The organism is Bacillus sp. FSL W8-0645 (assembly GCF_038007905.1).
Taxonomy (GTDB): Bacteria; Bacillota; Bacilli; order Bacillales; family Bacillaceae; genus Bacillus; species Bacillus pumilus.
Genome location: NZ_JBBOYC010000001.1, coordinates 2,062,184 through 2,085,609, shown reverse-complemented (window position 1 = coordinate 2,085,609; position 23,426 = coordinate 2,062,184). Strand labels below are relative to the sequence as shown.

Here is a 23,426-nt window from a genome sequence, read left to right as displayed (position 1 = left end):
GAGGGATTGAGCAAAGACATTAAAGTAAAGCTGTATTCAAATTCGTCCCAATTTAACGGGGAAATGAAAGCAATTTCAACTCAAATGAAGAACATAAAGTCTGAGTTTGAAAAAAATAAGACTGCTGTTGGTGTGTGGGGCAATGAACTGAAAACATCACAGACGAAAGTAAGAACCCTTTCACAGCAATTAGACCAGCATAAAATGAAGGTCAAAGCGCTTGAAAGAGCGTATGCAGATTCAGCCATCAAGAAGGGAAAGGATGCTGAATCAACGCAAACCCTAGCCCGCCGACTGAACTATGCAACAGCTGAAATGAATAAAACGCAAAACGCGTTAACACAAACGACCAACAAAATTCAGAGGATGGAAGCTGAGATAAAAAGAACATCCTCATCGCTTTATAAAATGGGCCAAAGAATGAATACAGTTGGCAACAAAATGAGAAGTACGGGTGCTTCGGTAGCAATGACTACGGGTGTTGCTTTTGCTGGCTTGGCCCTCCCACTAAAAGATGCAGTACAAGTGGGTATGGACTTTGAAAAGCAAATGAGTAAGGTCCAAGCTATTTCAGGTGGTACAGCCCAAGAAATAAAAAAGCTAGAAAAACAAGCAATGGATCTTGGGGCAACATCAGTTTTTACTGCTAGTCAAGCAGCAGACGCACAAAGTTTCCTGGCTATGGCTGGATTTAAAGCAAACGATATTTACGCAGCCATGCCAGGTATGTTGAATTTAGCAGCTGCAGGTCAACTAGATTTAGCTGCCGCCGCCGACATTTCCTCTAATATGATGCAGGCTTTTGCCTTGAAAGCTGAGGAAGCAGGTCACGCATCGGATGTAATTGCATACGGTGCTGCTAACGCAAACACCAACGTAGAACAAATGGGAGAGGCTATGAAGTTCCTTGCGCCTAACGCCAATTCTCTAGGTTGGGGATTAGAAGAATCAGCGGCCGCAGTCATGGCGTTTGGTGATGCAGGTTTACAAGGTTCTATCGCAGGTCAAGCGTTTGGTACATCATTGATTCGTCTGGCAACACCTGCAAAAAAAGCTCAGAAGGTAATTGATAACTTAGGCTTCGCGTTTTTTGATGCGGCCGGAGATATGAAAAGCATGCCGGAAGTCGTTGCAGAAATGGAAAAGGGCATGAAAGGCATGACGAAAGAGCAGCAAGCCGCCACTCTTAAAACCATTGTAGGCGCTGAGTCTTATAAACATTGGGCTATTCTCTTACAAAAAGGCAGCAAGGCATTAAAAGAGAACACGAAGGCGCTAAAAGAATCAGATGGTGCTGCTCAAGATATGGCAGACACCATGCTTGATAATGCAAGAGGAAGTATTATCGCTTTTAATTCTGCGGTTGAAGGTGCAAAAATCAAACTGACAAAAAGTTTACTTCCTGCGCTTGGCAGTCTAGCTGATAAAGGGGCAGACATCGTTTCCATGTTTAACAAAATGGATTCTGCCACAGCCCAAACGGTTGCTAAAACTGCACTGTTTGCTACGGGTGTATTGGGTGCCACAACAGCAGTCGCAACGCTGACAATGGGTATCGGTGCGCTCTTAGCATTTACGGGTCCAGTGGGGCTTGCAATAGTCGGTGGAACGGCTTTATTAGGTGGCATTGCCGTAGCGACATATGCGTATAATGAGCAGCTTAAAAACCAAAAGAAACAACAAGAAGAAGCAAAAGAATCAGCGCTTCTATATGGCGAGGGTGTTTCTAAAGCGACACAAAAAGCTGCAGGGTCATACGTGAATCTTCGAGAAAAAGCTACATCACAACTTTTCCAACTGACGCAGGTTTCAGGAAAAGAAGCCGAGAAGATGGCGAGCAATCTATTGTCCACTTATCAAGAAATGTCTTCATCTTTGATTAAAGAGTTGGAAGGATTTAAAACCGAGGCTATCGCGGTTCTCAAGGGTCTCTTTGAAGACCAGGAGAAAGAGACGAAGAAAATCGGAGAAGAATGGACAGATCAATTAGTTGGTAACATTGACAAGGATGTTCAAAAAGCAAGAGAGAAAATGCGCGAACTGGAAAAATTGAAGGATGAAACAGGTTTATTATCATCAAACATGAATGCTTCTCAAAAGAAACGATTTGAAAGTATCATTTCATTCTATCAACAAGAGACGAGTAAATTTGCGGCCAATCAAAAAGACGCATTAGCTATTCAACAGAGGGTTTCTGAGAGCCAAAACAAGCTCTCTTTTAAAAATGCTAAAAGCTACAATGATCAAATCACAGAGCTATATAAAGAAGGTCAGAAGGCAGCAAAAGAAGATCGAGACAATACGATTAAAGTCTTGGATGAAGCTATTGTGAAAGATGCAAAACATGCTGAAAGATATAAAGCATTAAAAGCAAAAGCTAATGCCGATTACCAAAGGGATCTTGCTAAGAACCTAGAAGCGTATAAAAACAATTCAAAAGCGTTATTTGATCAAATGGCTCAAGACGGAAAACTGCTGGACTTGGAAACAGGAAAAGCCCTTGAAAAGCAAAAAGAGTATTCCAGTAATTCAATGGGGATTTTTGTTGAAATGGAAGAAAGTGAAGCAAAGTACCAAGAACGATGGGCCGAAAAGCAAGTAGCATTCTTGCAAAAACTTGGAGACAGCAAAGAAGAAGCATTAGAAAAAACGAAACAAGCGCTCATAGAGTTTAACGAGGGATTAGGCCGTTCTACAGAAGAGTCTGCGAGCAAAGCAAATGAAGCGATTGAAAAGATAGAAAACGAATTCAACCGCGCAACATCTGCCCGTGAATCAGGAAAGAAAATGGGCGATGAATTTGCAGACGGCTTAACAGCTGCTACGCCTAACACGTTAGCAAGTGGAACGATCCTTAAGCAGTCGCTTGATCAAAAACTGCGAGAGGAAAACGGCATTCCTAGAATTGCAGGACAAGAAAAAGGTCAATCGTTTAGTGAAGGTATTACTTCATCAAAAGTTAACGTATCTAACAGTGGTACAGTTCTGCAGCAAGCACTTAGGCAAAAGCTAAGTGAAGGCAATGCAGGAGCTAAAACATCCGGTTCACAAAAGGGCCAATCATTCAGTGCAGGTATAAGCTCAACAAAAGGTAGCACAAGCACGGCAGCAAGCAGCGTAAACCAAACGGCATTATCCAATCTTAATAAAAATACGACCCAAGCTACTCAAGCAGGTGCAACAAAAGGAAAGAGCCACAGTGCGGGAATAACAAGCACAAAGGGTGCCAATACGTCTGCAGCCTCTTCCGTTAGTGCGACAGCAACAGCCCAGCTTGCCAAAACCACCGACGGCGGAGGCGGACAAAAAGCAGGCGTTCAATTTGCATCGGGAATCCGTAGCCAAGTCGGAAACGCCAGTAATTCAGGTAGTACCGTAGCACAATCAGGAAAACAAGGCTTATCAAGCGTGAAAACAACTGGCACAGGTGCTGATTTTTCTAAAGGTTTTGCTAACGGTATTCGTAGCATGGGCGGCACCGGAGGTACGATATGGAAAGCTGCTTGGGCTATCGGTAAAGTTGCAATACGTTCGCTGAAAGATTCCATACAATCAAAATCACCTGCAAAGAAGACCATTGCAGAAGGTGTGAACTTTGGCGATGGGTTTATCATTGGGCTTGGAGAAAAGGCGCAGGACGTGAAAAAGAGCACAGCAGCAATGGCGCAAGGTGCTATGACGTCCTTTAAATCTGAAATTAATAGAATGGCGTTTAACATCCAGGGGGCAGCAGATGAAATAAACACGATGCGCGCCGAATTGACTGTAAAAAACGAAATTGATACGCCTATTCTAAACCAAAAGCTAGATGCTCTTATTAGTCTTCTATCAAACAATTTACAAACGAGCAATGAAAGCATAAGTGCGGCAGGACAAACAATCAAAATCCATCCTGCACCCGTCATCATTGGCGGTGAGCATTTAGCAGACATCATTTTTAATCAAGGGGATACATCCATACTAGATAAAAAGAGCGCTCAAAAGTACGAACAGAATGCATATAAAGGAGGGCTGAAAAGATAATGGATCTGTATTTTGATTTCAGAGACGGAATGGGGGAGCAACCTTTGTCGGGGTTACTGCCCTATTTTAAGTTGCTCAGCTTTGCACCTGACGCGCCGAGCACTGACAGGGAGCTTGTACAGTTGACCAGGTTTAACGGTCTTGTATCAACCCAACATCCGCGAGACATAGTGTACAAGGAAAGGTCTATCAAGGTTGAGATATTGCTTGATGCTAAAATCGCGGCAAACTTTTATCAGTATAGACATGAGTTTTATAACTTGGTTGTTCAGCCCTCCTGGTATTACATCTCATGTGATCTTCTTCCTGGGAGGCGTTTTGCGGTTACGTGTGATGGAGGGTTTACGATCCCAAAAGACAAGCAAAAAAACCAGGTATCCTTCCAAGTGGATTTTAACAATATCACAGGGTTAGCAGAGTCAAAAGGCACGTCTTTAAGCGCTCAGAATTTTTCCGGCGAGAGATGGTTTTCAGGAATGGGTATCCAAAGGCGCGACGATCTGCAGTACCGATTTAAAAACAAAAAACGGTTTAGTGTTTTCAATCCCGGCGTACCAATTAATCCACTGCAGCATGATTACAATGTGCTGCTTAACGCAAAGGGAAAAAACATAACGATTATCAATCACACGAATAACGAAAGATTGAAAATAGAAGCCGAACTGAAAAAGTCCCAGCAGGTTAGAAACCTGAAACAGTATACCGTTGTCGGTAATAAAAGATTGAAAACGTCGGGAAGGCTGCCATCCTTAGATAAAGGTATGAATGACTTTGAGATACAGAATACAAATGACTTTGAAATTGTATTCGATACAAGATTTTATTTTCCGTAAAAGGGGGATGTCATGGCTGCGGCTGATTTTATCAAAAAACTGGCACCGGGAGCGCAAAAGGTTTACAAAAAATACAACGTTCTTGCAAGCCTTGTCATTGCTCAAGGGTGCTTAGAAAGTGGTTTTGGGACGAGTGGTCTTTCTAAACAAGCAAATAATTTGTTTGGAATTAAAGGGACATATAACGGTAAATATGTTCTTATGTGGACAAGTGAGCAAGATAAGAAGGGGAACGTTACAAGGATACAAGCTAAGTTTAGAAAGTATCCATCATACGCAGAGAGTTTAGCAGATCTTGGAAGCCTATACACCCGTTTGAGTCGTTACAAGGCAGTGGTCGGTGAAAAAGATTACAAAAAAGCTACTGCAGCAGTTTCAAAAGCTGGGTACGCTACTGATATACATTACCCGTCAAAACTCAACAGCATCATTGAAAAATACAATCTGACTAAGTACGATGGCGAAACCGTTCCCGATGTTCCAGAAGAACCAAGCGAACCTGAAACACCAACTAAACCTTCTTATCCAAGTAAAGAGTATCAGGGCAAGGATGTAGAGTTAAATGACGGGCTACCTTCTGATATTGATTTTAGGCAGCTGCATGTCTCAACCAAAGACGGCAAAGAGCTTGTGGAAATCGTCGGCGCTGTGTTGGAGCTTCAAGACGATACAACAGGTAAGAAGAGTTTCACCTTTACCCTATTGCGGACTGAGGATAACGGAACTGAATTTGATTTACTTGTTACAGGGAACATACTGTACCTGGATGAAAAAGTTTACAACCATCAAAAATATTACATTACAGATATCGAACTTGATCAAAGCAGAAAAAACGTGCTGCAGAAAAAGGTAACGGCCAATCATGTGTACACTGTTCTTCTTGTAAATAGCAGGGTCGAGGAAAAAACGTCAAAGAAACTCAACATTAAAGAAGCGCTAGACATTGCACTTGCGGATACACCTTTTCAGTATGTCCTGAAAGAAAAAGAATCAGCATTTGATACCGTTGATCAAGACGGCTTCGGCGAAAAGAATAGAATCGAATTAATGGATCAGATTGTTGATGACTATGAGATAGAGCTTGATGTAAACAACTACGTCATCTATGTATATAAAAAGATGGGAAGAGTAGTAGATTACACTTTTGACAGCCGATACAATATGCCAGGCTTTAAGTTGAAGATCAATGATCAAAACACGTCAACTCGCGCATGGGGTTACGGTGCAGAAAAGAAAGCTAAGAAAAGTGAGACTAAATCAACTGATACAAAAACGAACGAGGATGAAAAGGAGAAAGAGCCTGAATACGAATTCGAGCCAATCCTATACATTCATCCTGCCGAAGATAAATTTTTGATCGAGGGTAAGCCGCGCTGGGGTGAGCCGATAAGAGATGACACAGTAAAAAAAGCAAGCAACATGGTATCTGCTTTGAAAAAGCATGTAAACCCGTATCCTGATGTGGTCGTCGAGGCAGAGTATCAGTATATCTATGAGCCAGCACTACAAGGCATAGAAGAGGATTTTTGGAAGGGTGACACCATACATGTCATTGCTGATACGGCAAATGGGATCACGTTTGAGGACGATGTAAGGTTAGTGTCTGTCTCTTATAATCCTCTCAACCCATACGACAGCCCTAAAATGACTTTCGCAAACTTCCGAAAAGATATTCAGGACTATCAAGTAAGCCAGGCGCGGCAGATTAAGCAGCAAAAAAGATATATAGATCAGTTGATGAGAACGCTCAATTAGGAGCGTTTTTTCTTTTGGAAATGAAAGGAGTGAACATATTGGTCCGGCTCAAAAAGGATTACGATACGACAAGAAATTCAGTCTATGAATCGCAATTACGCGGCGACATGCAAACGGTTGAGAATGAGCTTAATAAGAACGCCAGTGAATTACAATCGCATAAAGACAATAAAAAAGCGCACACGTCTAATCAGATTATGCACGGGTTATTTTCCGTCGCAAATAGAATTGATAACTTGTGGTCAAGGCTGATTAATTTAGTGTTGAATCATGACGGAAAAGATGTAAAAGAAGTTGTTGATATTCGGGTTGCCAGGGATGCAAGTATTCATCCCACAGCAAAAGACAGATTAGACTATGACTTTCAACTACTTGAAGAAGAAATAGAAGCAGCTGCCGTTTCCCTGAATCTAAAAAGATTTATTAAAAAGTACGGAAGTTTTACCGCAGGATTCAAGGCAGCTCTTAGTCTTGCAAAATTATATCCTGTGCACATTGTTGTTCCTCCTGGAAAATACAAATTAATGGAGACAGCACGTATCTATAAAAACACTCACTTAACCTTACAAGCTGGCGCAGTTATTAGACGCGGATTTGTAGGGTCAATGCTTGTAAATGGGGATAAAGAAGACCAGACAAAAGGTTATAACGGCCACGGAAACCTACTGATCGACGGTCAAGGGGTGTTTGACAGCGCGGGGGGAGAGATCAAGGAACAATGTTCAGTTTTGGGATTCGCTCATGCTGAGCGTATCATCATCCGTGACATCACGATCAAAGATGTGTGCGGCGGTCATGCCTTTGACTGTGCAGGTAATAAACACGTATTAATAGAGAATGTATGGTTTAAAGGGTTCGCTGATTATAAAGGCGACAGATGGTTTTCTGCTGCAATTCAGTTGGACTTAATGAGATCGGCGGGCAACTTTGGCGCCTTTGGTGCTTATGATCAAACTGTCAGCAAGCATGTTACCGTTAGAGATTGTTATTTCAGCAGATCAGAGAATCTAGGGGGATATGCTCGCGGAATAGATTCACACACCAGCACTGATGGCTATTGGTATTCTGATATTCATATAGAAAACAACGATTTTGAAGATACGACCGAGTACGCAATATCAGGAAACAAATGGGAAGACGTTTTAATAAGCCGAAACCGATTTAAGAATTGTGCATCTGGAGTGAGGCTCATGCTTCCAAGGGTTGAGTCGGTCTACACACAAGACGCGAACGGCAATCCTACGAACAGGGTCAACAAGGTAAAGCGTCTTTCAGTCAAAGATAACACTTTCACCAATATCAAAAAGCGTCATGCCATTCAGGTATATGGCCGTAAAGGGATTCAAAAAATTGACGACGTGGATGTTTCCGACAATAAAATCAATGGCGTAAAGGTCAAGCACGCTATCCATTTATCAGATGTGGATGGCTTTTTGGTGTCTCGCAATCAATTTAGAGACATCAAGCATCATGGGGTGCTCTTAACTCGCTGCAGTAATGGCAAAGTCGAATCAAGCATTGGACGAGACATCGAGGGGAACGGTGTACGCGTAGAATTAGGGTGTAAGAATATTGATGTCACAAACACATCCTTGCGGGAAGTTGGCTATTCAGGAATTTCCGTTTCAGGAGATTCTGAGGACATAAACGTTGATTTCAGCGATATTCAGAATGCAGGTAAAAGAACCTCTTCATCAAACCCGTATTACGGAATTATCTTCATGGATGGAGTCACAGATTCGGCAGCAAGATTCAATAAAGTGCGTGGAAAAAAATGCAGATACGCGATGTATATGACTAGCAAATGCTCAAGAATTCAGCATTTTGGGAACAGGCTTAAAGGAGCTGGCGCAGAAGGCAGCTTGAAGGATAATAGTGTCGATCCAATTAAAACAATCGAGAATGTAACATGAGAGAGGTGATAACAAATGATTCATAAGAACGGACCAATTGATTTTGATGTAAACGCGTATACCAGTTCAAGCGTATCAACCAGCATAAATTTTTGGACGCAAGATCGTCAGACAGCACGATTGATATTCAAACTCACGAAAGATGGAGTCCCTTTGCCTCTAGCAGCTGTCACAGGAAAACTTGTATTAGTTATGTCTGACGGCAGCCGATTCATTCGAGACATAAATATTATTGATCGAGTGAACGGTCACGCCGAGTACGTTTTGTCAGACAAAGAGGTCAAGCACTACGGCACAGTACAAGCTGAGCTAAATTTGTACTATGCAAATGATCAATCTATGTCTGTGCACCAGTTTTCTTTTAACATTTCGAAGTCCCTCATTGATCAGGATATTATCCCGGTCACAGAATACTATGTGGACGAATTCGAAGCTTTAAAATCAAAGATAAATGATCTTTACGAAGAGTCTATAAAAACGATTGATGATTTGAGAGCCAAGTTTGAGGACTTGGAAAAGATCGAAACAAAAGAAGGTGCAAAAGCTAAAGTAGCCGCAGCACTTGCAGTAGCTAAAAAATATACGGATGAACATGCAGAGACACCCGCCGGCGCTCAAGATAAAGCAGATACAGCTGCGAAAAAGATGAAAGACCTTGTGGCGGGTTTTCAACAAAAGAAAATCACGACCGATACGGGCTTGCCGTTGATTTCAATTAAAGACACATCAGTTAGCATTTTGGATGCCGTGATTGATAACGGTCTAGGGATGGGCTCTTTTTACGCAATAGCAAAATCAAAAGATTTACCTAACAACCGTTCTTTCAGAGGTTTCTTCCACATTACAGATGCGACAAATGGAAAGGGTACGTTTGGATGGGTATATGCAACAGATTATATCAACAATATTTATACAAATTACCTTAACAATAACGTATGGAGTGGCTGGAATCGATTGCTAACTGAAAAAGATTTAAGCAGCACATGGAACCAAGTAACGTTAGTCGCTGGAACAGTAAAACAATTTACGGGAAATCCTCTCCAATTCTCTATACGCCAAAATGACTTACTTCTTCGGGGATCGTTTGAGGGAGTCCCGGCGAACGATACAGTCATTGCCCGTTTTGCTCAAAAACCGTCAGGGGAAACCGTATTTGGGGGTGCCACGGTTGGATCGTACGGGTCGGCACGTTTGACGCTTGCGAAAGATGGATCATTAAAATTTGACGGTCTCAACGCAAATGATAATTCCAAGGTGAAGAGAATTGAGATAAATGAATCTATTCCGTTGTGGTAAAGGAGGGAAGCATCATGCACATTTATTACTTTGACGAGAATTTTAAATATCAAGGTGAAGATGTCATAAGTGATTATGAAGAGATGCCGAAAAATGCTACGGATGTACGGCCGAAAAAGGGTTTATACCTTCCTGAATATGATGCGGACAAGAGAGAGTGGTTTGAATCAGCATCCGAAGAGTATATAGAGAGCTTGCAGCCTAACCCCCCTTTGCCCAATGATATACCCACACTTAAAAAACAAATGGCATTACTCACATTGCAGGTATCGCAGATTCAGAGGGGTGGGTCATCATGATTTATCCAACGGCAGCCGACATCAAAGTATTTTGGGATTGGGGCGTTTACACTCTTGAAATAATGAGAGAGTATGTCTCTTTAAAGGTAATCACAAAAGAAGAATTTGAGCAGATCACAGGCGTTTCGTTTGATAAGCCAGCTGCTTCTGCGGATTTAGGAACAACAGCATCTTAACAGGTGCTTTTTATTTTGCCTTCGAAAGGAGGTGGACAAAATGAGGGAGTAGGTGAGTGAAATGGAAATGGATTTGGCGCAGTATTTAATGACACAAGGACCGTTTGCGGTGTTGTTTTGTTGGGTGCTGTTTTATGTGCTCAACACAACAAAAGAGCGTGAAAACAAACTTATTGAGCAAATAGATGCTCAAAACCATGTGCTAGAAAAATTCAGTGAGAAATATGACGTTGTCATTGAAAAACTAGATCGTATCGAAAGAAACCAAAAATAAGACGAAAAGAGGAATTTATATGAAAAACTTTGACAAAGGCACTGTGATCCGCACGGTGCTTCTTTTAGTGGCTTTGATTAATCAGTTTTTAGTGATGTTCGGAAAGACACCTTTACCATTGGATGAAGAATCAGTAAACAATTTAGCAGATGTTTTATATGTAGCTGTCTCAACACTCTTTACAACGGTTATGACGCTTATCACATGGTTCAAAAACAACTATGTGACCGATAAAGGTAAGCAACAAAAGGAAGTACTAAAACAAAAAGGATTAACGAAGTAAAGGGCTGCCCTAGGCGGCCTTTTTCTATCCAAAAAATGATTGGAGAGAATTAATATGACAAAGAAAATTATGATTGATCCGGGACACGGCGGGCACGATCCAGGCGCAGTAGCAAACGGGTTGAAAGAAAAAGACCTTGTACTTACCATTGCCAAGAAAACTAAAGTGATTCTCGAAAAGCTCTATGGGGCATCAGTTAAGCTCACACGATCAACTGATGTTTATATTGATCTGTCCCAAAGAGCAAGACTAGCAAATAATTGGGGCGCTGATTATTTTGCATCTATCCACATCAACGCTGGCGGAGGAACGGGTTTTGAGACGTTTCGTTTTGATAAACTATCAGCAGCATCCAGCACTGGCAAGCAGCAAAAGATCGTACATGATTCCATTTATAAAAAGATCAAAGAAAAAGCAGTAGACCGCGGGAAAAAGTCGGAAAATCTGGCCGTGTTAAGAGAAACAAAAATGCCAGCAATTTTGACAGAGAACCTTTTTATTGATCGGGAAAAAGATGCTGCGTTGCTGAAACAAGATTCGTTCCTGAACCTATTGGCCGAGGGACATGCAGAAGGAATTGCGGCGGCCGTCGGTTTAAAAAAGGTATCTTCTTCAACTAAAACAAAGCCTAAAAAGGAAACGACGTCAAAAGGCGTTAAAATGGCCGTAGTGAAGCCGAATGCTGATGGGTGGCTATGGGTCTATGATAAGCCGAATTGGTCAGCAAAACACAAAAAAGTAAAGCCGGGTGAAGCATTTACGATTGATAAGACCGTTACGGTCAACGGGTCAAAAATGTATAAACTGAAATCAGGTCTTTATATCACAGCTGCATCTAAATATGTTGAGATATTAAAAGTATCAACAAAGTTAAAATCAAAGCAGAAATAAATGAAAAGCCCTTCCAAAATGGAGGGGCTTTTTTTGTTTAGGATTTAATTAACACTGTCAATGTTAGTGTCTACTTCTGAAATCCACTTTTTTGTTTTAGTCGTTTTGTACTTACCTTTAACATATATTTTTGTTGTTGCTTGATACTCTGCTTTGGTGTATCTCTTAATCCATCTGTATTTTTGTACTGACTTTAATTTTATATCACCTTTTGATGCTACATAACCGGTTACCATTCCAGTAAATGCAACTGCTGCAGCTGGACCAAGTTGAAAAGTTGCGGTTAAATATCTCGTAATATGGTACATACCGGAGGATGCAGCTGATGCAACTACATAAGCTGGTATAGTGTAAGTTGAAGTAAATTGACCGTCCCATTTTGCTAAAGTGGTTATTTCCGAATTTAAAATGTTTTCATTTGTAGAGAATTGAAAAGGTTGATAGTTTACTCGTTTTTTAGAGATCTCTTCGTTTTGTTGAGCAGATACAGGAGCGCTTACAGAAATCATTAAAACCAAAGACAAACCGACAAGAACCAAAGATTTGAAGATTTTCATAATAACCCTCTTTCTGGAAAAAATGTAATTCATATATCATTATAGATAAAAAAGTCTTTTAATGCCAGCTTATATGTAATAAAATGTATATGATTTAAACAAAGGGGTGAGATGGCGGTGAAGCATTTTTTAACGGCAATCGCAGTGGCTGTAGTTGTGGGGATAATTGTTTATGTTGCAGATGATCGCTTAAGTATGTTTCCATTGATGTTGATTTTAGCAGTCGCGATCTATATCGTAAGCAGAATTAGCGAAACGCTGATTAACAAATATTCAAAAGAAAATAGTTAAATAAACATGACCCCTCCACTGGAAGGGTTTTTTTATTTAAACCTCCATTCTTTCTTCTCTTTATTCCATTCTAAATCTTTTCTTGTGATAAGGTTTTTAACCGCCTTACGAATCGTTGGTTCATCTTTACCCGTTTTCCTTTTAAGGTCATCCATCGAGGGATTCTTTCTGAATCTGCTCATGTTGTAGATGATTCGGTAAAGTTTCCTTTCAAGATCGGTCACACCGTACCCTCCTATAAAAGAATGTATGTTCGATTATAAACACAACTTGTATAAATATTTCAAGTGCAATCTTCTAATTATGTATTTACTTATATACAAAAATGATTTACAATAATCAGGAAGTATTTAATTACGCATGGGAGAATTTGACGAATTTTGCGAAAAAAGGACTTTGTACCTATGTCTTAAGGTTGTTTAAAATAATACAATTTGTCTTATACAGTTGTATTCCAAAGAAGGGGAGATTTTACTTGTCAAAAATTGAAACAGGAGAATTAGTGTTCCATTTGAATAACTGGTATCAATCCATAATGAGAGGGGAGATAAAAAAAGCAATAGGCTTAAAAAGCGAAGTCGACCAACTGATGCCCTGTGCAGATCCTGATGAGCAGGTTATTTTGTACTGTCAGTTAATAGAATCAAGGTATAGAATTCTTCTTGAGTCTACAGAAAATAACAGCGACAGTTTTATGCGTGCTGCAGGTGATTCGGAAGTAAATGGGATGCTGTCTTTCTACTATTATTTATTTAACGGTGTTCATGAAGCCTTTAAATCAAATAATTTTAGAGCAATCGAACTTTTTAAAATTGCTGAAAAGAAACTAGGCTTCATTCAAGATGAGATAGAGATTGCGGAATTTCACTATAGAATGGGTACAACTTATTATCATATGCAATCAACATTTTTATCAGAGAATCACCTAGAGAAAGCCGTTGAGATATATAACAAATACGATGACTATAGCCGACGACAAATCACTTGCAATATTGCTTTAGGGCTCAATTACATAGATCAATTTAGGTATGACCTGGCTCAAGAAACGCTTCTAAATTGTTCGGAGATGTCTCGATCTCTTGGTGATGATATTCTATTTAGTATTTCTGTTTTTAATCTAGGGTACCTGCACATCAAAAAAGATGAATTAAAAGAAGCTGTTAAGTTTATTGAGAAGTCCCTACAAAGCAAAGAGCTGAGAGAAAATGCACCGTTTGCATATCTTCACGGTGTCTATGAAGCTGTTAGGAGTTACTTTAAATTGGGTGATTCAAAAGCAGCTTTAAAATGGTTGCAACTGGGGTTCACATTGGCTTCGGAAAGAGAAAACGGAATCTTTCTATTAAAATTTAACACGTTGCATTCTTTGTATGTTTTAGGTGATAATGGAAAAGTAAGAGAATGTGTGAAAAGGCTTGAACAGAATCAGGCGTATGTAGATGTTGAGGCAATTGCCTTAGACATAGCTGAATTTTATAAGCAGCGTAAGGATTTTAAAACAAGTATTTATTTCTATGATGTTCTGATTAATGCCAAAAAACACATTCTAAAATAAAAGAAGAGGACGTGTTTTGTTTGAAAAAATTGGCGTGTTTTATTTTAGCAGGAGCAGTCTTGTTTTCCGTTGGTTTTTCTACTCAAAGTAGAGGTATGACGGGAAGCAACGTAAAAACAGAAGAAGTAAAACAAGATTTAGCTTCAAGAGGCATGACGGGAAGCAGCGTAAAGCTACAAGATTTAAAAATCAACGTTGCTTCAAGAGGCATGACAGGTTCATGAAATCAGCCCTTCTTAAAAGGGCGATTTTTTTTAACTTATTATTGTATTTACTTAAACACAAAAGAGTAATATAATCTAATAATAGAGGTGATTTATTTTGGGGAAAGGTAGACCGAAAGAGTTTGATAAGATGATACCCTATCATACCAGGCTTCAAGAGAAAACAAAAAATATTGCTGATGCAATTGTGGCAACTTCTCACTTCAAAGGACACAGGGAATTAATAGAACACCTTCTAGGGCTTTACAAAAAAGAGCACCCGGAAGAGTACAAAAAAGCTGAATTGTACTTAGAGCTAACCAAAAAAGAACCTGCCGAATGAGGAGGGTTCTTTTATTTTGTCATTGATGTTCTTATATTCTCTTTGTTTTGTATATATGTACATTAAAATCCGACTAAGTACCGGTGAAAATATCGGGTCTGGACCGATTCACTTACCGGAAGAAGAAATTCATACGAGTGCGGCTTGGTTTGAATTACACGAGGCAGAGCGGAGATTTGAAGAGAAGACACTTGAACAGCTGCTGCTAGGCATCGCAAATGTTCTTCAGCACATTGTACCTGCTTTTGTGATGTGTGACCGTTCTGATATTCATGTGGTTTCACAAATTAAAGCGGCACATACCGGAAAACCGACGGTCTTTTTATATGACCATTATCCTGGCGGCATTGGCTTAAGTAAGGAAGTACAAGCTCGTTTCGATGAAATAGCAGGCGCAGCCATTCAGCTCATTGAGCGGTGCCGCTGTGAAAATGGCTGTCCATCCTGCATTGGCATGGAAATGAAAGAAGTCAACGGAAAAAGCAGCATCGTTGAATTGATGTCCGTATTTTAAGGAAAGGAGGGGACACCTGCTCATGTCTTTAAAAGGGAAATTAAACAGAATGAAAAAGCATCTATCACACAATCAGACACATGAAAACCGGCAGAAAACATCGGAAGGACAACCTCAGCCTGTAACTTCAGAAAATATCCCATTTTTAAAAGAATGGGAAGCATTAGGTGTGTCTCCTTATCATTTTGAGGATTCCTTTTGTCTGGTTCGGGAAGTCACCTATTCATTAGATGATCAGCATGGACGCTATTCGTTTGCGGAACTGCCGAAGATCATCGAGGCATGGAACGAAAGCGGCATCCAGCATTCGCTATCGGCTAAAGGGTACGAGCCGCACGAGCTGTTTTTCTTTGATACTGAAACAACAGGATTATCTGGCGGTACAGGAAATATGATTTTCTTGCTTGGACACGCACGTGTCTTTTCAGGCAAAGTGGTGGTGAAACAACACCTGCTCACCAATCCAGGAAATGAAGCGGCTCTTTACAAAAGCTTTCTGGCTGAAGTAAATGTAGAATCGTTAGTTACATATAATGGTAAATCGTTCGATTGGCCGCAAGTGAAAACGAGACATACACTTTTACGAGATCAAATCCCTGCACTTCCTGAATTCGGCCATTTTGATCTATTGCACGGATCAAGACGATTGTGGAAGCATAAATATGAACGAATGGCGCTATCCGTTGTGGAAAAAGAAGAGCTGCACGTGCAGCGTGAAAACGACACGCCGGGGTTTTTGGCACCGATGATTTATTTTCATTTTTTAAAGGAACAAAACCCAAAGCTGATTGAAGGAATCTTGACTCATAATGAACTAGATGTCTTATCGTTAATCAGCCTCTACATCCATCTATCCAAAAAAATACTATCTGAGGATGCGGTAAAGGAATACAATGAGAAGTATGCGCTCGCTAGGTGGCATCTTGCTCATCGTGATGTACAGGAAGCAACGAAGCATTTGCAAGAATTAACGGATGCTGATTTTGAGCATGCGAATCAGGCGTCTTATGATCTTTCCTTGCAATATAAACGACAAAACGAGTGGGATGAAGCGGTTCAAATATGGGGGGGATTATTTGAATCAAGCGATCTCCATTTAGCATTAAAAGCGGGTATAGAGCTTGCGAAGTATAAAGAACATCGAGAAAAAGATGCAAGCTCTGCTCTATCCATCACTGAATCTTTATTATCATTCTCATCGTTAAGTCAGCGAGACATAGAAGAACTTGAAAAGCGAAAAAAACGACTTTTGAGAAAAGCTGGGCAATAAACATTATTGCCCGGGAAAGCGCAAAACATGACAACGTTCGGCTCTCGGCCGAAAATAAAAATTGTTTAGCACTTTTATTGTAGAAAAGTCATGAATCCTGTAAAATAACGTTAGATATTGAATGAGGAGCGTAGAGCATGTATAAGGGTCTTTTCTACTTGTTTTTTCTTGTTGTCATTTTGGTCGCATTTGTGTTTTCAAACTATAAGGATGTTTTCCTTGCAAACTTTTAAAATAGGTTAATGCATTAGTACATGTACACCTCTTAATTCATACATTGTTAATGTAAGAAAATTAAGGAGAGGGGAATGCTACATGTACCATCATCATCATTGCCAACCAAATGTTACACAGCCAATTGTTCATCCGACGAATCATTGCTGTACACACAGTGATTCAACAACAATTGTGCCGCATATCCATCCGCAACATGTGACAAATGTTCACCATCAAAATTTCAAACATGTTCACTACTTCCCGCATACGTTTTCTCAGGTGGACCCAGCAACACATCAACACTTTAACTGCGGTGGACCTTGCTGTAACAGATAAAGTGGAATGGGACTTTTATAAGTCCCTTTTTTTTAAAGCAGGTGAAAAAATGAAAATTATTGCTGTCACAGGGTACAAGCCATTTGAGCTTGGGATATTCAAACAAGACGAGCCTGCACTTCAATACATAAAAGCGGAGCTTCAAAAAAGGCTGACAGCCCTGATTGAAGAAGGCCTGGAATGGGTTCTCATATCAGGCCAGCTTGGGGCAGAAATCTGGACAGCTGAAGTGGTATTTGAGCTTCAAGAGGAGTATCCAGCGTTAAAACTTGCTGTCATTACGCCATTTTATGAACAGGAAGAGCGCTGGAATGAACAAAACAAAGAGTTATATGAAGGAATTCTTGCACAGGCCGATTTTGTAGAAAGTGTCACGCATAGACCGTATGAAAGTCCGGCACAATTTAAACAAAAGAACCGTTTTTTTATTGAAAAAACAGATGGACTCCTCGTCCTTTATGATCCGGAGCATGATGGCTCACCAAAGTACATGATCAAAGAAGCGGAAAACTATACCGATTACCCCATTATGTACATCACAATGGATGATTTGAGAGCGCAAGTTGAGGCGGAAGATCCGTTTTTTGACTAAAAGCAAGAGAAAATTTGACAACGTCACGTATTTCTGAAAAAATATACTATGAATTCACGATATGAGGTGAAAAAGATGCTTGCTGATAAAGTAAAGCTTTCTGCAAAAGAAATTTTAGAAAAAGAATTTAAAACAGGTGTCAGAGGATACAAACAAGAAGAAGTCGATAAATTTCTAGATATGGTCATTAAAGACTATGAGACCTTCAACCAAGAAATCGAAAAGCTTCAACAAGAAAACCTCCACTTGTCTAAACAGCTTGAAGAAGCCGTTGAGCAAGGGAAAAGACAGCCTGCACAGTCTAATACAACAAACTCTGATATTTTAAAAAGACTATCTAACCTTGAGAAACACGTTTTCGGCAGCAAACTTTATGATTGAGCCTTACTGAAAAAAGCTTGTGCCTGATGTCATTGTCGTTTATAATAACGCTTGTTGATTAACGTTCGGGTAATCGCTGCAATGCTTTTAGACATTGCAGAGGAAAGTCCATGCTCGCACGGTGCTGAGATGCCCGTAGTGTTCGTGCCTGGCGAAAAAATAAGCCAGGGCAGCCTGGGAAAGGCTGACGGCAGGAAAAATGCCTACGTCCTTTTAGGATATGGCAAAGTATCCTTGAAAGTGCCACAGTGACGAAGTCTCACTAGAAATGGTGAGAGTGGAACGCGGTAAACCCCTCGAGCGAGAAACCCAAACTTGGTAGGGGAACTTTCTCAAAGGAACCAAACGGAGAGAAGGACAGAGAATTCTGTAGATAGATGATTACCACCTGAGTACGAGGCATTTGCCGTTTGCAGTACAATGGAACAAAACATGGCTTACAGAACGTTATATCCGTTATGATAAACATGATGAAAACAAAGCTCTCCTATTTCAACATATGGAGAGCTTTTATCTTGGAATACATAAAAGGACGAGAAAACAGGTGATAAATCAATGAAAACCTATACACTTATCGCAACGGCTCCAATGGGAATTGAAGCGATTGTTGCAAAAGAAGTAAGAGACCTTGGCTATGACTGCACAGTAGACAACGGAAAAGTGATTTTCGAAGGAGACGCTCTTGCGATTTGCCGTGCGAACCTTTGGCTGCGTACAGCAGACCGCATAAAGGTACAAGTTGCTGAATTTTCGGCAAAAACATTCGATGAGCTGTTTGAACGCACAAAGGCGATTGACTGGGCCGCTTTTTTACCGAAAAACAGCACGTTCCCAGTCATCGGTAAATCTGTGAAATCACAGCTTGCCAGTGTGCCGGATTGCCAGCGTATCGTCAAAAAGGCGATCGCGCAAAAGCTCATATCCACTTACAACATACAGTCTGAATGGCTTGAAGAAACAGGACCTGAGTATAAAATTGAGGTTGCTCTTTTAAAAGATAAAGCTGTGCTCACACTTGATACATCTGGTGTAGGTCTTCATAAACGAGGGTACCGCATGGATCAAGGCGGAGCACCTATTAAAGAAACCCTTGCGGCTGCACTCGTGCTATTAACGAACTGGACACCTGACCGTCCGTTTGTTGATCCTTTCTGCGGATCAGGAACAATCGCTATTGAAGCGGCCATGATTGGACAAAACATTGCCCCAGGATTTAACCGGGAATTTGCGTCCGAGTCATGGGAGTGGATTGGTGAAGATGTATGGAACAAAGCGCGTCACGAAGTGGAAGAAAAAGCAAACTATGATCAGCCGCTCCACATTATTGCAAGTGATATCGACCACCGGATGATAGACATTGCAAAAATGAATGCAGAAGAAGCGGGACTAAGTGAATTGATTGAGTTTAAACAAATGCAAGTGAAAGACTTTCAAACAAAAGAAGATTACGGTGTGATTGTCGGAAATCCGCCTTATGGAGAACGACTCAGTGATAAACCAGCTGTTGAAAAAATGTATCAAGGAATGGGCGAAGCATTTAAAAGCCTAGACACATGGTCCATTTACATCTTAACGTCACATGAAAAGTTCGAAGAGTGCTTTGGTAGAAAAGCAACGAAAAAGAGAAAATTGTTTAATGGTTTTATTAAAACAGACTATTACCAATATTGGGGAAAACGCCCGCCTAGAAAACAGACAACTGAATTATAAAAAATGTCACACCTACAGGGACTGACCCCCGTTTTTGAGACAGGGATCAAAACACCTTTATACAGCCAATTGCCGATAGTTTATCGGTGATTGGTTGTTTAGTTTCGTTTGAATACGAATGTTGTTATAATAATAAATGTATTCTTTGACAGTGCGTTCTACGATGTTGGTCGTAGTGCGGTCAATCCTGTTAAGATAGAACGTTTCAGACTTTAGTGAGGAATGAAACGATTCGATGGAGGCATTATCAGCGGGCGTCCCTTTACGGGACATGCTCATGGTAATGCCTTTTATATGAACAGCTTTCTGATACTCGTAAGATGTATACACAGAACCTTGATCGCTATGTAACACGCAATTCTCAGGCAGTGCTGGGAGCTGATTAAGTGTGTTTAAGATAAAGTCTGTGTCCTGCTTATCACCAATCGTAAAAGCAATCACTTCTCCATTATATAAATCCAATATACTGGAAAGGTACAATTGTTTCTGTCCATAAGGCAAATACGTGATGTCCGTTACTAGTTTTTCAAGAGGGCGATCAGACTGAAAGTTCCGATCCAGTATATTACCGGCCACGGCATAGGGCTGCCCATTCTTCTTACGCTTTTTCATTTTAACCCGGCATTGCCACTGGTTTTTCTGCATGATACGTTGAACAGTTTTATGGTTAATATGCATTCTCCTTTTTAGTATGGCTGTGATTTTTCGATAACCATATCGATATTTGTGCTTTCGGCACAACGTGCCGATCTGTTTCTCTAGTTGTCTTTTAGAATGATTCTGAGTCAGATTCTTTTTCCATCTATAATACGAAGCGCGTGAGACGCCTAAATGGACACAGATGTCCAGTACCGTCATCGTTTTGTGAAATTCTTCTACCAGTTTGATTGACGTTTCCTTATCAACTTCCTTTCCAATTCGTTGTACTTTTTTAAAACTTCATTCTGTTGACTCAAATAGCGATTTTCTGCCTGCAGTCTCTCTAATTCGGAAGAGTACTCGGGACCCTTTCCATAGGTATATTGTTTTCCAACAGGCTGTTCGAACCGGTGTGTATCCCCAGCTTTATGCCACCTCACCCATGTCTGAACCTGCGTCTTATTCTTGATATTCAATTTCTGCATGATCTCTTTCATAGGTACGCCTGCCAATCTCATTTCTACAGCCTTCTGTTTGACTTCAACCGGATAACTCACTCTTGTCCCCATAGAAAAAACACCTCCATGTTTTATTTCGGATCACAACGATCCATTTTCAAACTTGAAGGTGTTTTTTATTTGTCTCATCTTACGGGGTCAGTTCCTACAGAAGGTGTGGCTTTTTTTATCCCAGAAAGGTATAAACCTTCACGGGACGGAATAAACTGAACTTGATTTTAAAAAAAGAGGTGTCTCCATGATACAATATGATCAATTTCAGTTAATCCAAAAAGCACTCGCTTCGACTGCTCAAGAAATTGAAGGGCAAGAAGGTGGACAATCTGCTCAGCTGACAGCAGCCATCGAAGATTTAGCGCTTGCTCAGGCTTACATAGAGCGTTCTGAGCATGCATTTTTAATGAAAGAAACCTATCAACATCGTTTGCGGTCGTAAAAAAGATTGTCATTCCCCAGCATAAATGTTACTATAGAATGTCTGAATGATTCAAAAGTTGGGGGTTGAAGCAGGTGACAGCATCTCGTTTGCCTTTTTCATTATCAAAAGAACATAATTTTTACGAAGAACTGGGCAACTGGATTGGTGATGTGTTCTATGACATTTTGCCAGAAAAGGGCTTTGATCTTCGAGATGAACAAATATTCATGGCTTTTCAACTAGAAAGAGCCTTTAAAGAAAAAAGTGTGATGTTTGCCGAAGCTGGGGTAGGCACAGGCAAAACCATCGTTTACCTATTATTTGCGGTCACATATGCAAGGTATACAGGGAAACCTGCGATTATTGCATGTGCAGACGAAACGTTAATTGAACAGCTAGTGAAACAAGAGGGTGATATCTATAAAATTGCCAATCACCTTGATATTCAAATAGATGCGAGATTAAGTAAATCGCATGATCAATATTTATGCTTAAAGAAATTAGAGAAAACCATGCAGCGTGAAGATGATGAGAAGTGGCTCGATATTTATGAATCGCTTCCTTCGTTTGTTCATGAATCACATGGGATGCAGAACTTTTATCCGTACGGTGATCGAAAAGAGTACCCAGAGCTATCCAATGATGAATGGTCACGCATTGGCTATGACTCGTTTCAGGACTGCTTGACGTGCGATATGCGTCATCGCTGTGGTCTGAATTTATCAAGAGATCATTACCGGAAAGCAGCAGACCTCATCATCTGTTCTCATGATTTTTATATGGAGCATGTGTGGACGAAGGAATCCCGCAAACGCGAGGGTCAGCTTCCGCTGCTTCCAGAACATAGCTCCGTTGTATTTGATGAAGGCCACCTTCTTGAATTTGCCGCACAAAAAGCACTGACATACCGAGTGAAGCAATCAATGCTCGAAACCTTTTTAGAGCGCCTGCTTCAAAACGATATACGCGAAGAGTTTGCCGAGCTCGTTGAAGATGCACTTGCCACAAACGATGAGTTCTTTTATCTCTTAAAAACACATGCCAAAGAAATCAAGGGCTCGCATCGACTTGAAATTGGACGTGTGGATGAGGTGAAGCGTTCTGCAAGTGAATTGTGTGATTTACTTGAAAAAATAGGAGAAGCACTCGTATTTGAATCAGAGATGTATACAATCGATCAATACGAATTGTCTGTTGTGGAAGAGTACATTGAACAAATGGCGTATTCTCTGTCGCTTTATCAAAAAAATGCGATTAGCTGGCTTGAAAAGCAGGAATTAGATACGACATTTGTTGTGATGCCAAAGACTGTCGCAGAGGTGCTTGGTGAAAAGGTATTCTCGCAAAAAAGACCATACATTTTCTCTTCTGCTACATTGTCTGAAAATCAATCCTTTGATTATTTAGCTGAAAGTCTTGGGATTAAAGATTACTTATCAATGAGTGTCGCTTCGCCGTATGATTACGATGAACAAATGAAGATTTATTTCCACGGGATTCAGCAGCTTCAAGAGCAAGAAACAAAAGGACAGCAAGTGATCACTCAGCTGAAAGATAGTGGAGGACGGACTCTCATTTTGTTCCCTTCATTTGATGAACTTCATTTCTTTAGAAAGCAGCTTGAGGCATCGAATGAATCACTGCCTTTCCATGTGTACTTTGAGGGAGACGAGGAAATCAGCACGATTGTTCAAAAGTTCCAAGCAGATGAGACATCTGTGTTATGCTCTGTTCACCTTTGGGAAGGGCTGGATATTCCAGGACAATCATTAACAAATGTGATCATCTGGGGACTTCCTTACCCGCCTCATGATCCGGTATTTGAGGCGAAACGGAATGAAGCAAAGGATGCTCGTGCTGAAGTCGACCTTCCGTATATGCTGCTGCGATTACGACAAGGTGTTGGAAGACTGATTCGGACAAGCCAAGATGCAGGAACCATTCATATTTACTTTGACCGCAAGGAAGATACAGAGCTTCAAAGTAAAATTGAATCCGTTCTGCCAGTAAAGCCAATTATCACATCTTAAATAACACCCGAACGAGAAAAAGAGGAGGATACCATCTGTGTATCCTCCCTTTTTCATTGACAAAAGAACATTTCTTGAAGTAGCCTTGAAACGTACATACATATTTTATC

At 40.5% G+C, this 23,426-nt stretch carries 24 protein-coding genes, 1 other RNA gene and 1 pseudogene; 23 read left to right on the top strand and 3 right to left on the bottom strand.

Features of this window, described 5'->3' with window-relative positions; translation table 11 throughout:
• Positions 1–6: 6 nt before the first annotated feature.
• The 10 genes from NST39_RS10460 (at position 7) to NST39_RS10415 (ending at position 11,743) form a co-directional block, all read left to right on the top strand.
• Positions 7–4,023: a phage tail tape measure protein gene (locus NST39_RS10460; RefSeq protein ID WP_341028290.1), complete on the top strand. Its 4,017-nt coding sequence runs from the start codon at positions 7–9 to the stop codon at positions 4,021–4,023.
• Entirely contained in the window at positions 4,023–4,856 is an 834-nt protein-coding gene (locus NST39_RS10455; protein ID WP_341028288.1) for a phage tail domain-containing protein, read from the top strand. The genes NST39_RS10460 and NST39_RS10455 overlap by 1 nt, the downstream gene beginning before the upstream one ends.
• Positions 4,857–4,868: 12 nt before the next feature.
• Positions 4,869–6,611 carry a phage tail protein gene (locus tag NST39_RS10450; protein WP_341028286.1) on the top strand — a complete coding sequence of 581 codons (1,743 nt, stop codon included), beginning with the start codon at positions 4,869–4,871 and terminating at the stop codon, positions 6,609–6,611.
• A 20-nt stretch (positions 6,612–6,631) separates the two neighbouring features.
• Positions 6,632–8,524 carry a right-handed parallel beta-helix repeat-containing protein gene (locus NST39_RS10445; RefSeq protein WP_341029968.1) on the top strand — a complete coding sequence of 631 codons (1,893 nt, stop codon included), beginning with the start codon at positions 6,632–6,634 and terminating at the stop codon, positions 8,522–8,524.
• A gap of 15 nt (positions 8,525–8,539) precedes the next feature.
• Positions 8,540–9,820, top strand: a complete 1,281-nt coding sequence (locus NST39_RS10440) for a phage baseplate upper protein (protein WP_341028284.1) — start codon at positions 8,540–8,542, stop codon at positions 9,818–9,820.
• A gap of 14 nt (positions 9,821–9,834) precedes the next feature.
• Complete coding sequence (locus NST39_RS10435) at positions 9,835–10,119, top strand: hypothetical protein (RefSeq protein ID WP_341028281.1); 285 nt, start codon at positions 9,835–9,837, stop codon at positions 10,117–10,119.
• Positions 10,116–10,295, top strand: a complete 180-nt coding sequence (locus tag NST39_RS10430) for an XkdX family protein (RefSeq protein ID WP_065098242.1) — start codon at positions 10,116–10,118, stop codon at positions 10,293–10,295. Before NST39_RS10435 ends, NST39_RS10430 begins: the two co-directional genes overlap by 4 nt.
• A gap of 61 nt (positions 10,296–10,356) precedes the next feature.
• On the top strand, positions 10,357–10,569 hold the full coding sequence (locus NST39_RS10425) for a BhlA/UviB family holin-like peptide (RefSeq protein ID WP_034325266.1): 213 nt from the start codon (positions 10,357–10,359) through the stop codon (positions 10,567–10,569).
• Positions 10,570–10,588: 19 nt separating this feature from the next.
• Complete coding sequence (locus tag NST39_RS10420) at positions 10,589–10,852, top strand: phage holin (RefSeq protein ID WP_144482133.1); 264 nt, start codon at positions 10,589–10,591, stop codon at positions 10,850–10,852.
• A gap of 54 nt (positions 10,853–10,906) precedes the next feature.
• Positions 10,907–11,743 (top strand): N-acetylmuramoyl-L-alanine amidase, encoded by an 837-nt coding sequence (locus tag NST39_RS10415; protein WP_144482132.1) that lies wholly within the window; start codon positions 10,907–10,909, stop codon positions 11,741–11,743.
• A gap of 44 nt (positions 11,744–11,787) precedes the next feature.
• On the opposite strand, the gene NST39_RS10410 is transcribed toward NST39_RS10415, so the two are convergent.
• On the bottom strand, positions 11,788–12,300 hold the full coding sequence (locus NST39_RS10410) for a hypothetical protein (RefSeq protein ID WP_144482131.1): 513 nt from the start codon (positions 12,298–12,300) through the stop codon (positions 11,788–11,790).
• Between the two features lie 111 nt (positions 12,301–12,411).
• On the opposite strand from NST39_RS10410, the gene NST39_RS10405 reads away from it, so the two are divergent.
• Positions 12,412–12,591 carry a hypothetical protein gene (locus NST39_RS10405; protein WP_144482130.1) on the top strand — a complete coding sequence of 60 codons (180 nt, stop codon included), beginning with the start codon at positions 12,412–12,414 and terminating at the stop codon, positions 12,589–12,591.
• Between the two features lie 32 nt (positions 12,592–12,623).
• On the opposite strand, the gene NST39_RS10400 is transcribed toward NST39_RS10405, so the two are convergent.
• Positions 12,624–12,815, bottom strand: coding sequence for a helix-turn-helix domain-containing protein (locus NST39_RS10400; RefSeq protein ID WP_144482129.1), 192 nt, complete (start codon positions 12,813–12,815; stop codon positions 12,624–12,626).
• Positions 12,816–13,066: 251 nt separating this feature from the next.
• Here NST39_RS10400 and NST39_RS10395 point away from each other — a divergent pair, with 251 nt between their 5' ends.
• From NST39_RS10395 to NST39_RS10350, 10 genes and pseudogenes are all read left to right on the top strand, one after another.
• Positions 13,067–14,146 (top strand): tetratricopeptide repeat protein, encoded by a 1,080-nt coding sequence (locus tag NST39_RS10395; protein WP_186314473.1) that lies wholly within the window; start codon positions 13,067–13,069, stop codon positions 14,144–14,146.
• Positions 14,147–14,166: 20 nt separating this feature from the next.
• Positions 14,167–14,370, top strand: a complete 204-nt coding sequence (locus tag NST39_RS10390; RefSeq protein ID WP_144482127.1) for a hypothetical protein — start codon at positions 14,167–14,169, stop codon at positions 14,368–14,370.
• 97 nt (positions 14,371–14,467) lie between these two features.
• The gene (locus NST39_RS10385; RefSeq protein ID WP_144482126.1) at positions 14,468–14,692 is read left to right on the top strand and encodes a hypothetical protein; all 225 of its coding nucleotides are present in this window, start codon (positions 14,468–14,470) and stop codon (positions 14,690–14,692) included.
• Positions 14,693–14,747: 55 nt separating this feature from the next.
• A pseudogene (locus NST39_RS10380) lies at positions 14,748–15,206 on the top strand (Zn-binding domain-containing protein); the annotation flags it as partial.
• A gap of 22 nt (positions 15,207–15,228) precedes the next feature.
• Positions 15,229–16,476, top strand: a complete 1,248-nt coding sequence (locus tag NST39_RS10375; RefSeq protein WP_341028268.1) for a ribonuclease H-like domain-containing protein — start codon at positions 15,229–15,231, stop codon at positions 16,474–16,476.
• Positions 16,477–16,791: 315 nt separating this feature from the next.
• Complete coding sequence (cotD, locus tag NST39_RS10370; protein ID WP_080984739.1) at positions 16,792–17,028, top strand: spore coat protein CotD; 237 nt, start codon at positions 16,792–16,794, stop codon at positions 17,026–17,028.
• Positions 17,029–17,077: 49 nt separating this feature from the next.
• Positions 17,078–17,620 carry a DUF1273 domain-containing protein gene (locus NST39_RS10365; RefSeq protein ID WP_221450818.1) on the top strand — a complete coding sequence of 181 codons (543 nt, stop codon included), beginning with the start codon at positions 17,078–17,080 and terminating at the stop codon, positions 17,618–17,620.
• A gap of 75 nt (positions 17,621–17,695) precedes the next feature.
• The gene (gpsB, locus tag NST39_RS10360; RefSeq protein ID WP_044141143.1) at positions 17,696–18,001 is read left to right on the top strand and encodes a cell division regulator GpsB; all 306 of its coding nucleotides are present in this window, start codon (positions 17,696–17,698) and stop codon (positions 17,999–18,001) included.
• A gap of 61 nt (positions 18,002–18,062) precedes the next feature.
• Positions 18,063–18,446, top strand: an RNA gene (gene rnpB, locus NST39_RS10355) — RNase P RNA component class B.
• Positions 18,447–18,556: 110 nt separating this feature from the next.
• Complete coding sequence (locus NST39_RS10350; RefSeq protein WP_065098229.1) at positions 18,557–19,711, top strand: THUMP domain-containing class I SAM-dependent RNA methyltransferase; 1,155 nt, start codon at positions 18,557–18,559, stop codon at positions 19,709–19,711.
• A gap of 57 nt (positions 19,712–19,768) precedes the next feature.
• On the opposite strand, the gene NST39_RS10345 is transcribed toward NST39_RS10350, so the two are convergent.
• A protein-coding gene (locus tag NST39_RS10345; RefSeq protein ID WP_341026768.1) for an IS3 family transposase occupies positions 19,769–20,919 on the bottom strand; the annotation gives its coding sequence in 2 pieces (ribosomal slippage) (positions 19,769–20,646 and positions 20,646–20,919; 1,152 coding nt in all).
• A 187-nt stretch (positions 20,920–21,106) separates the two neighbouring features.
• Between NST39_RS10345 and NST39_RS10340 the strand changes: the two genes are divergently transcribed.
• Both NST39_RS10340 and NST39_RS10335 read left to right on the top strand, forming a co-directional pair.
• Positions 21,107–21,304: a hypothetical protein gene (locus NST39_RS10340; protein WP_003215966.1), complete on the top strand. Its 198-nt coding sequence runs from the start codon at positions 21,107–21,109 to the stop codon at positions 21,302–21,304.
• A gap of 74 nt (positions 21,305–21,378) precedes the next feature.
• Positions 21,379–23,316 (top strand): ATP-dependent DNA helicase, encoded by a 1,938-nt coding sequence (locus NST39_RS10335; RefSeq protein ID WP_341028261.1) that lies wholly within the window; start codon positions 21,379–21,381, stop codon positions 23,314–23,316.
• Positions 23,317–23,426 lie beyond the last annotated feature (110 nt).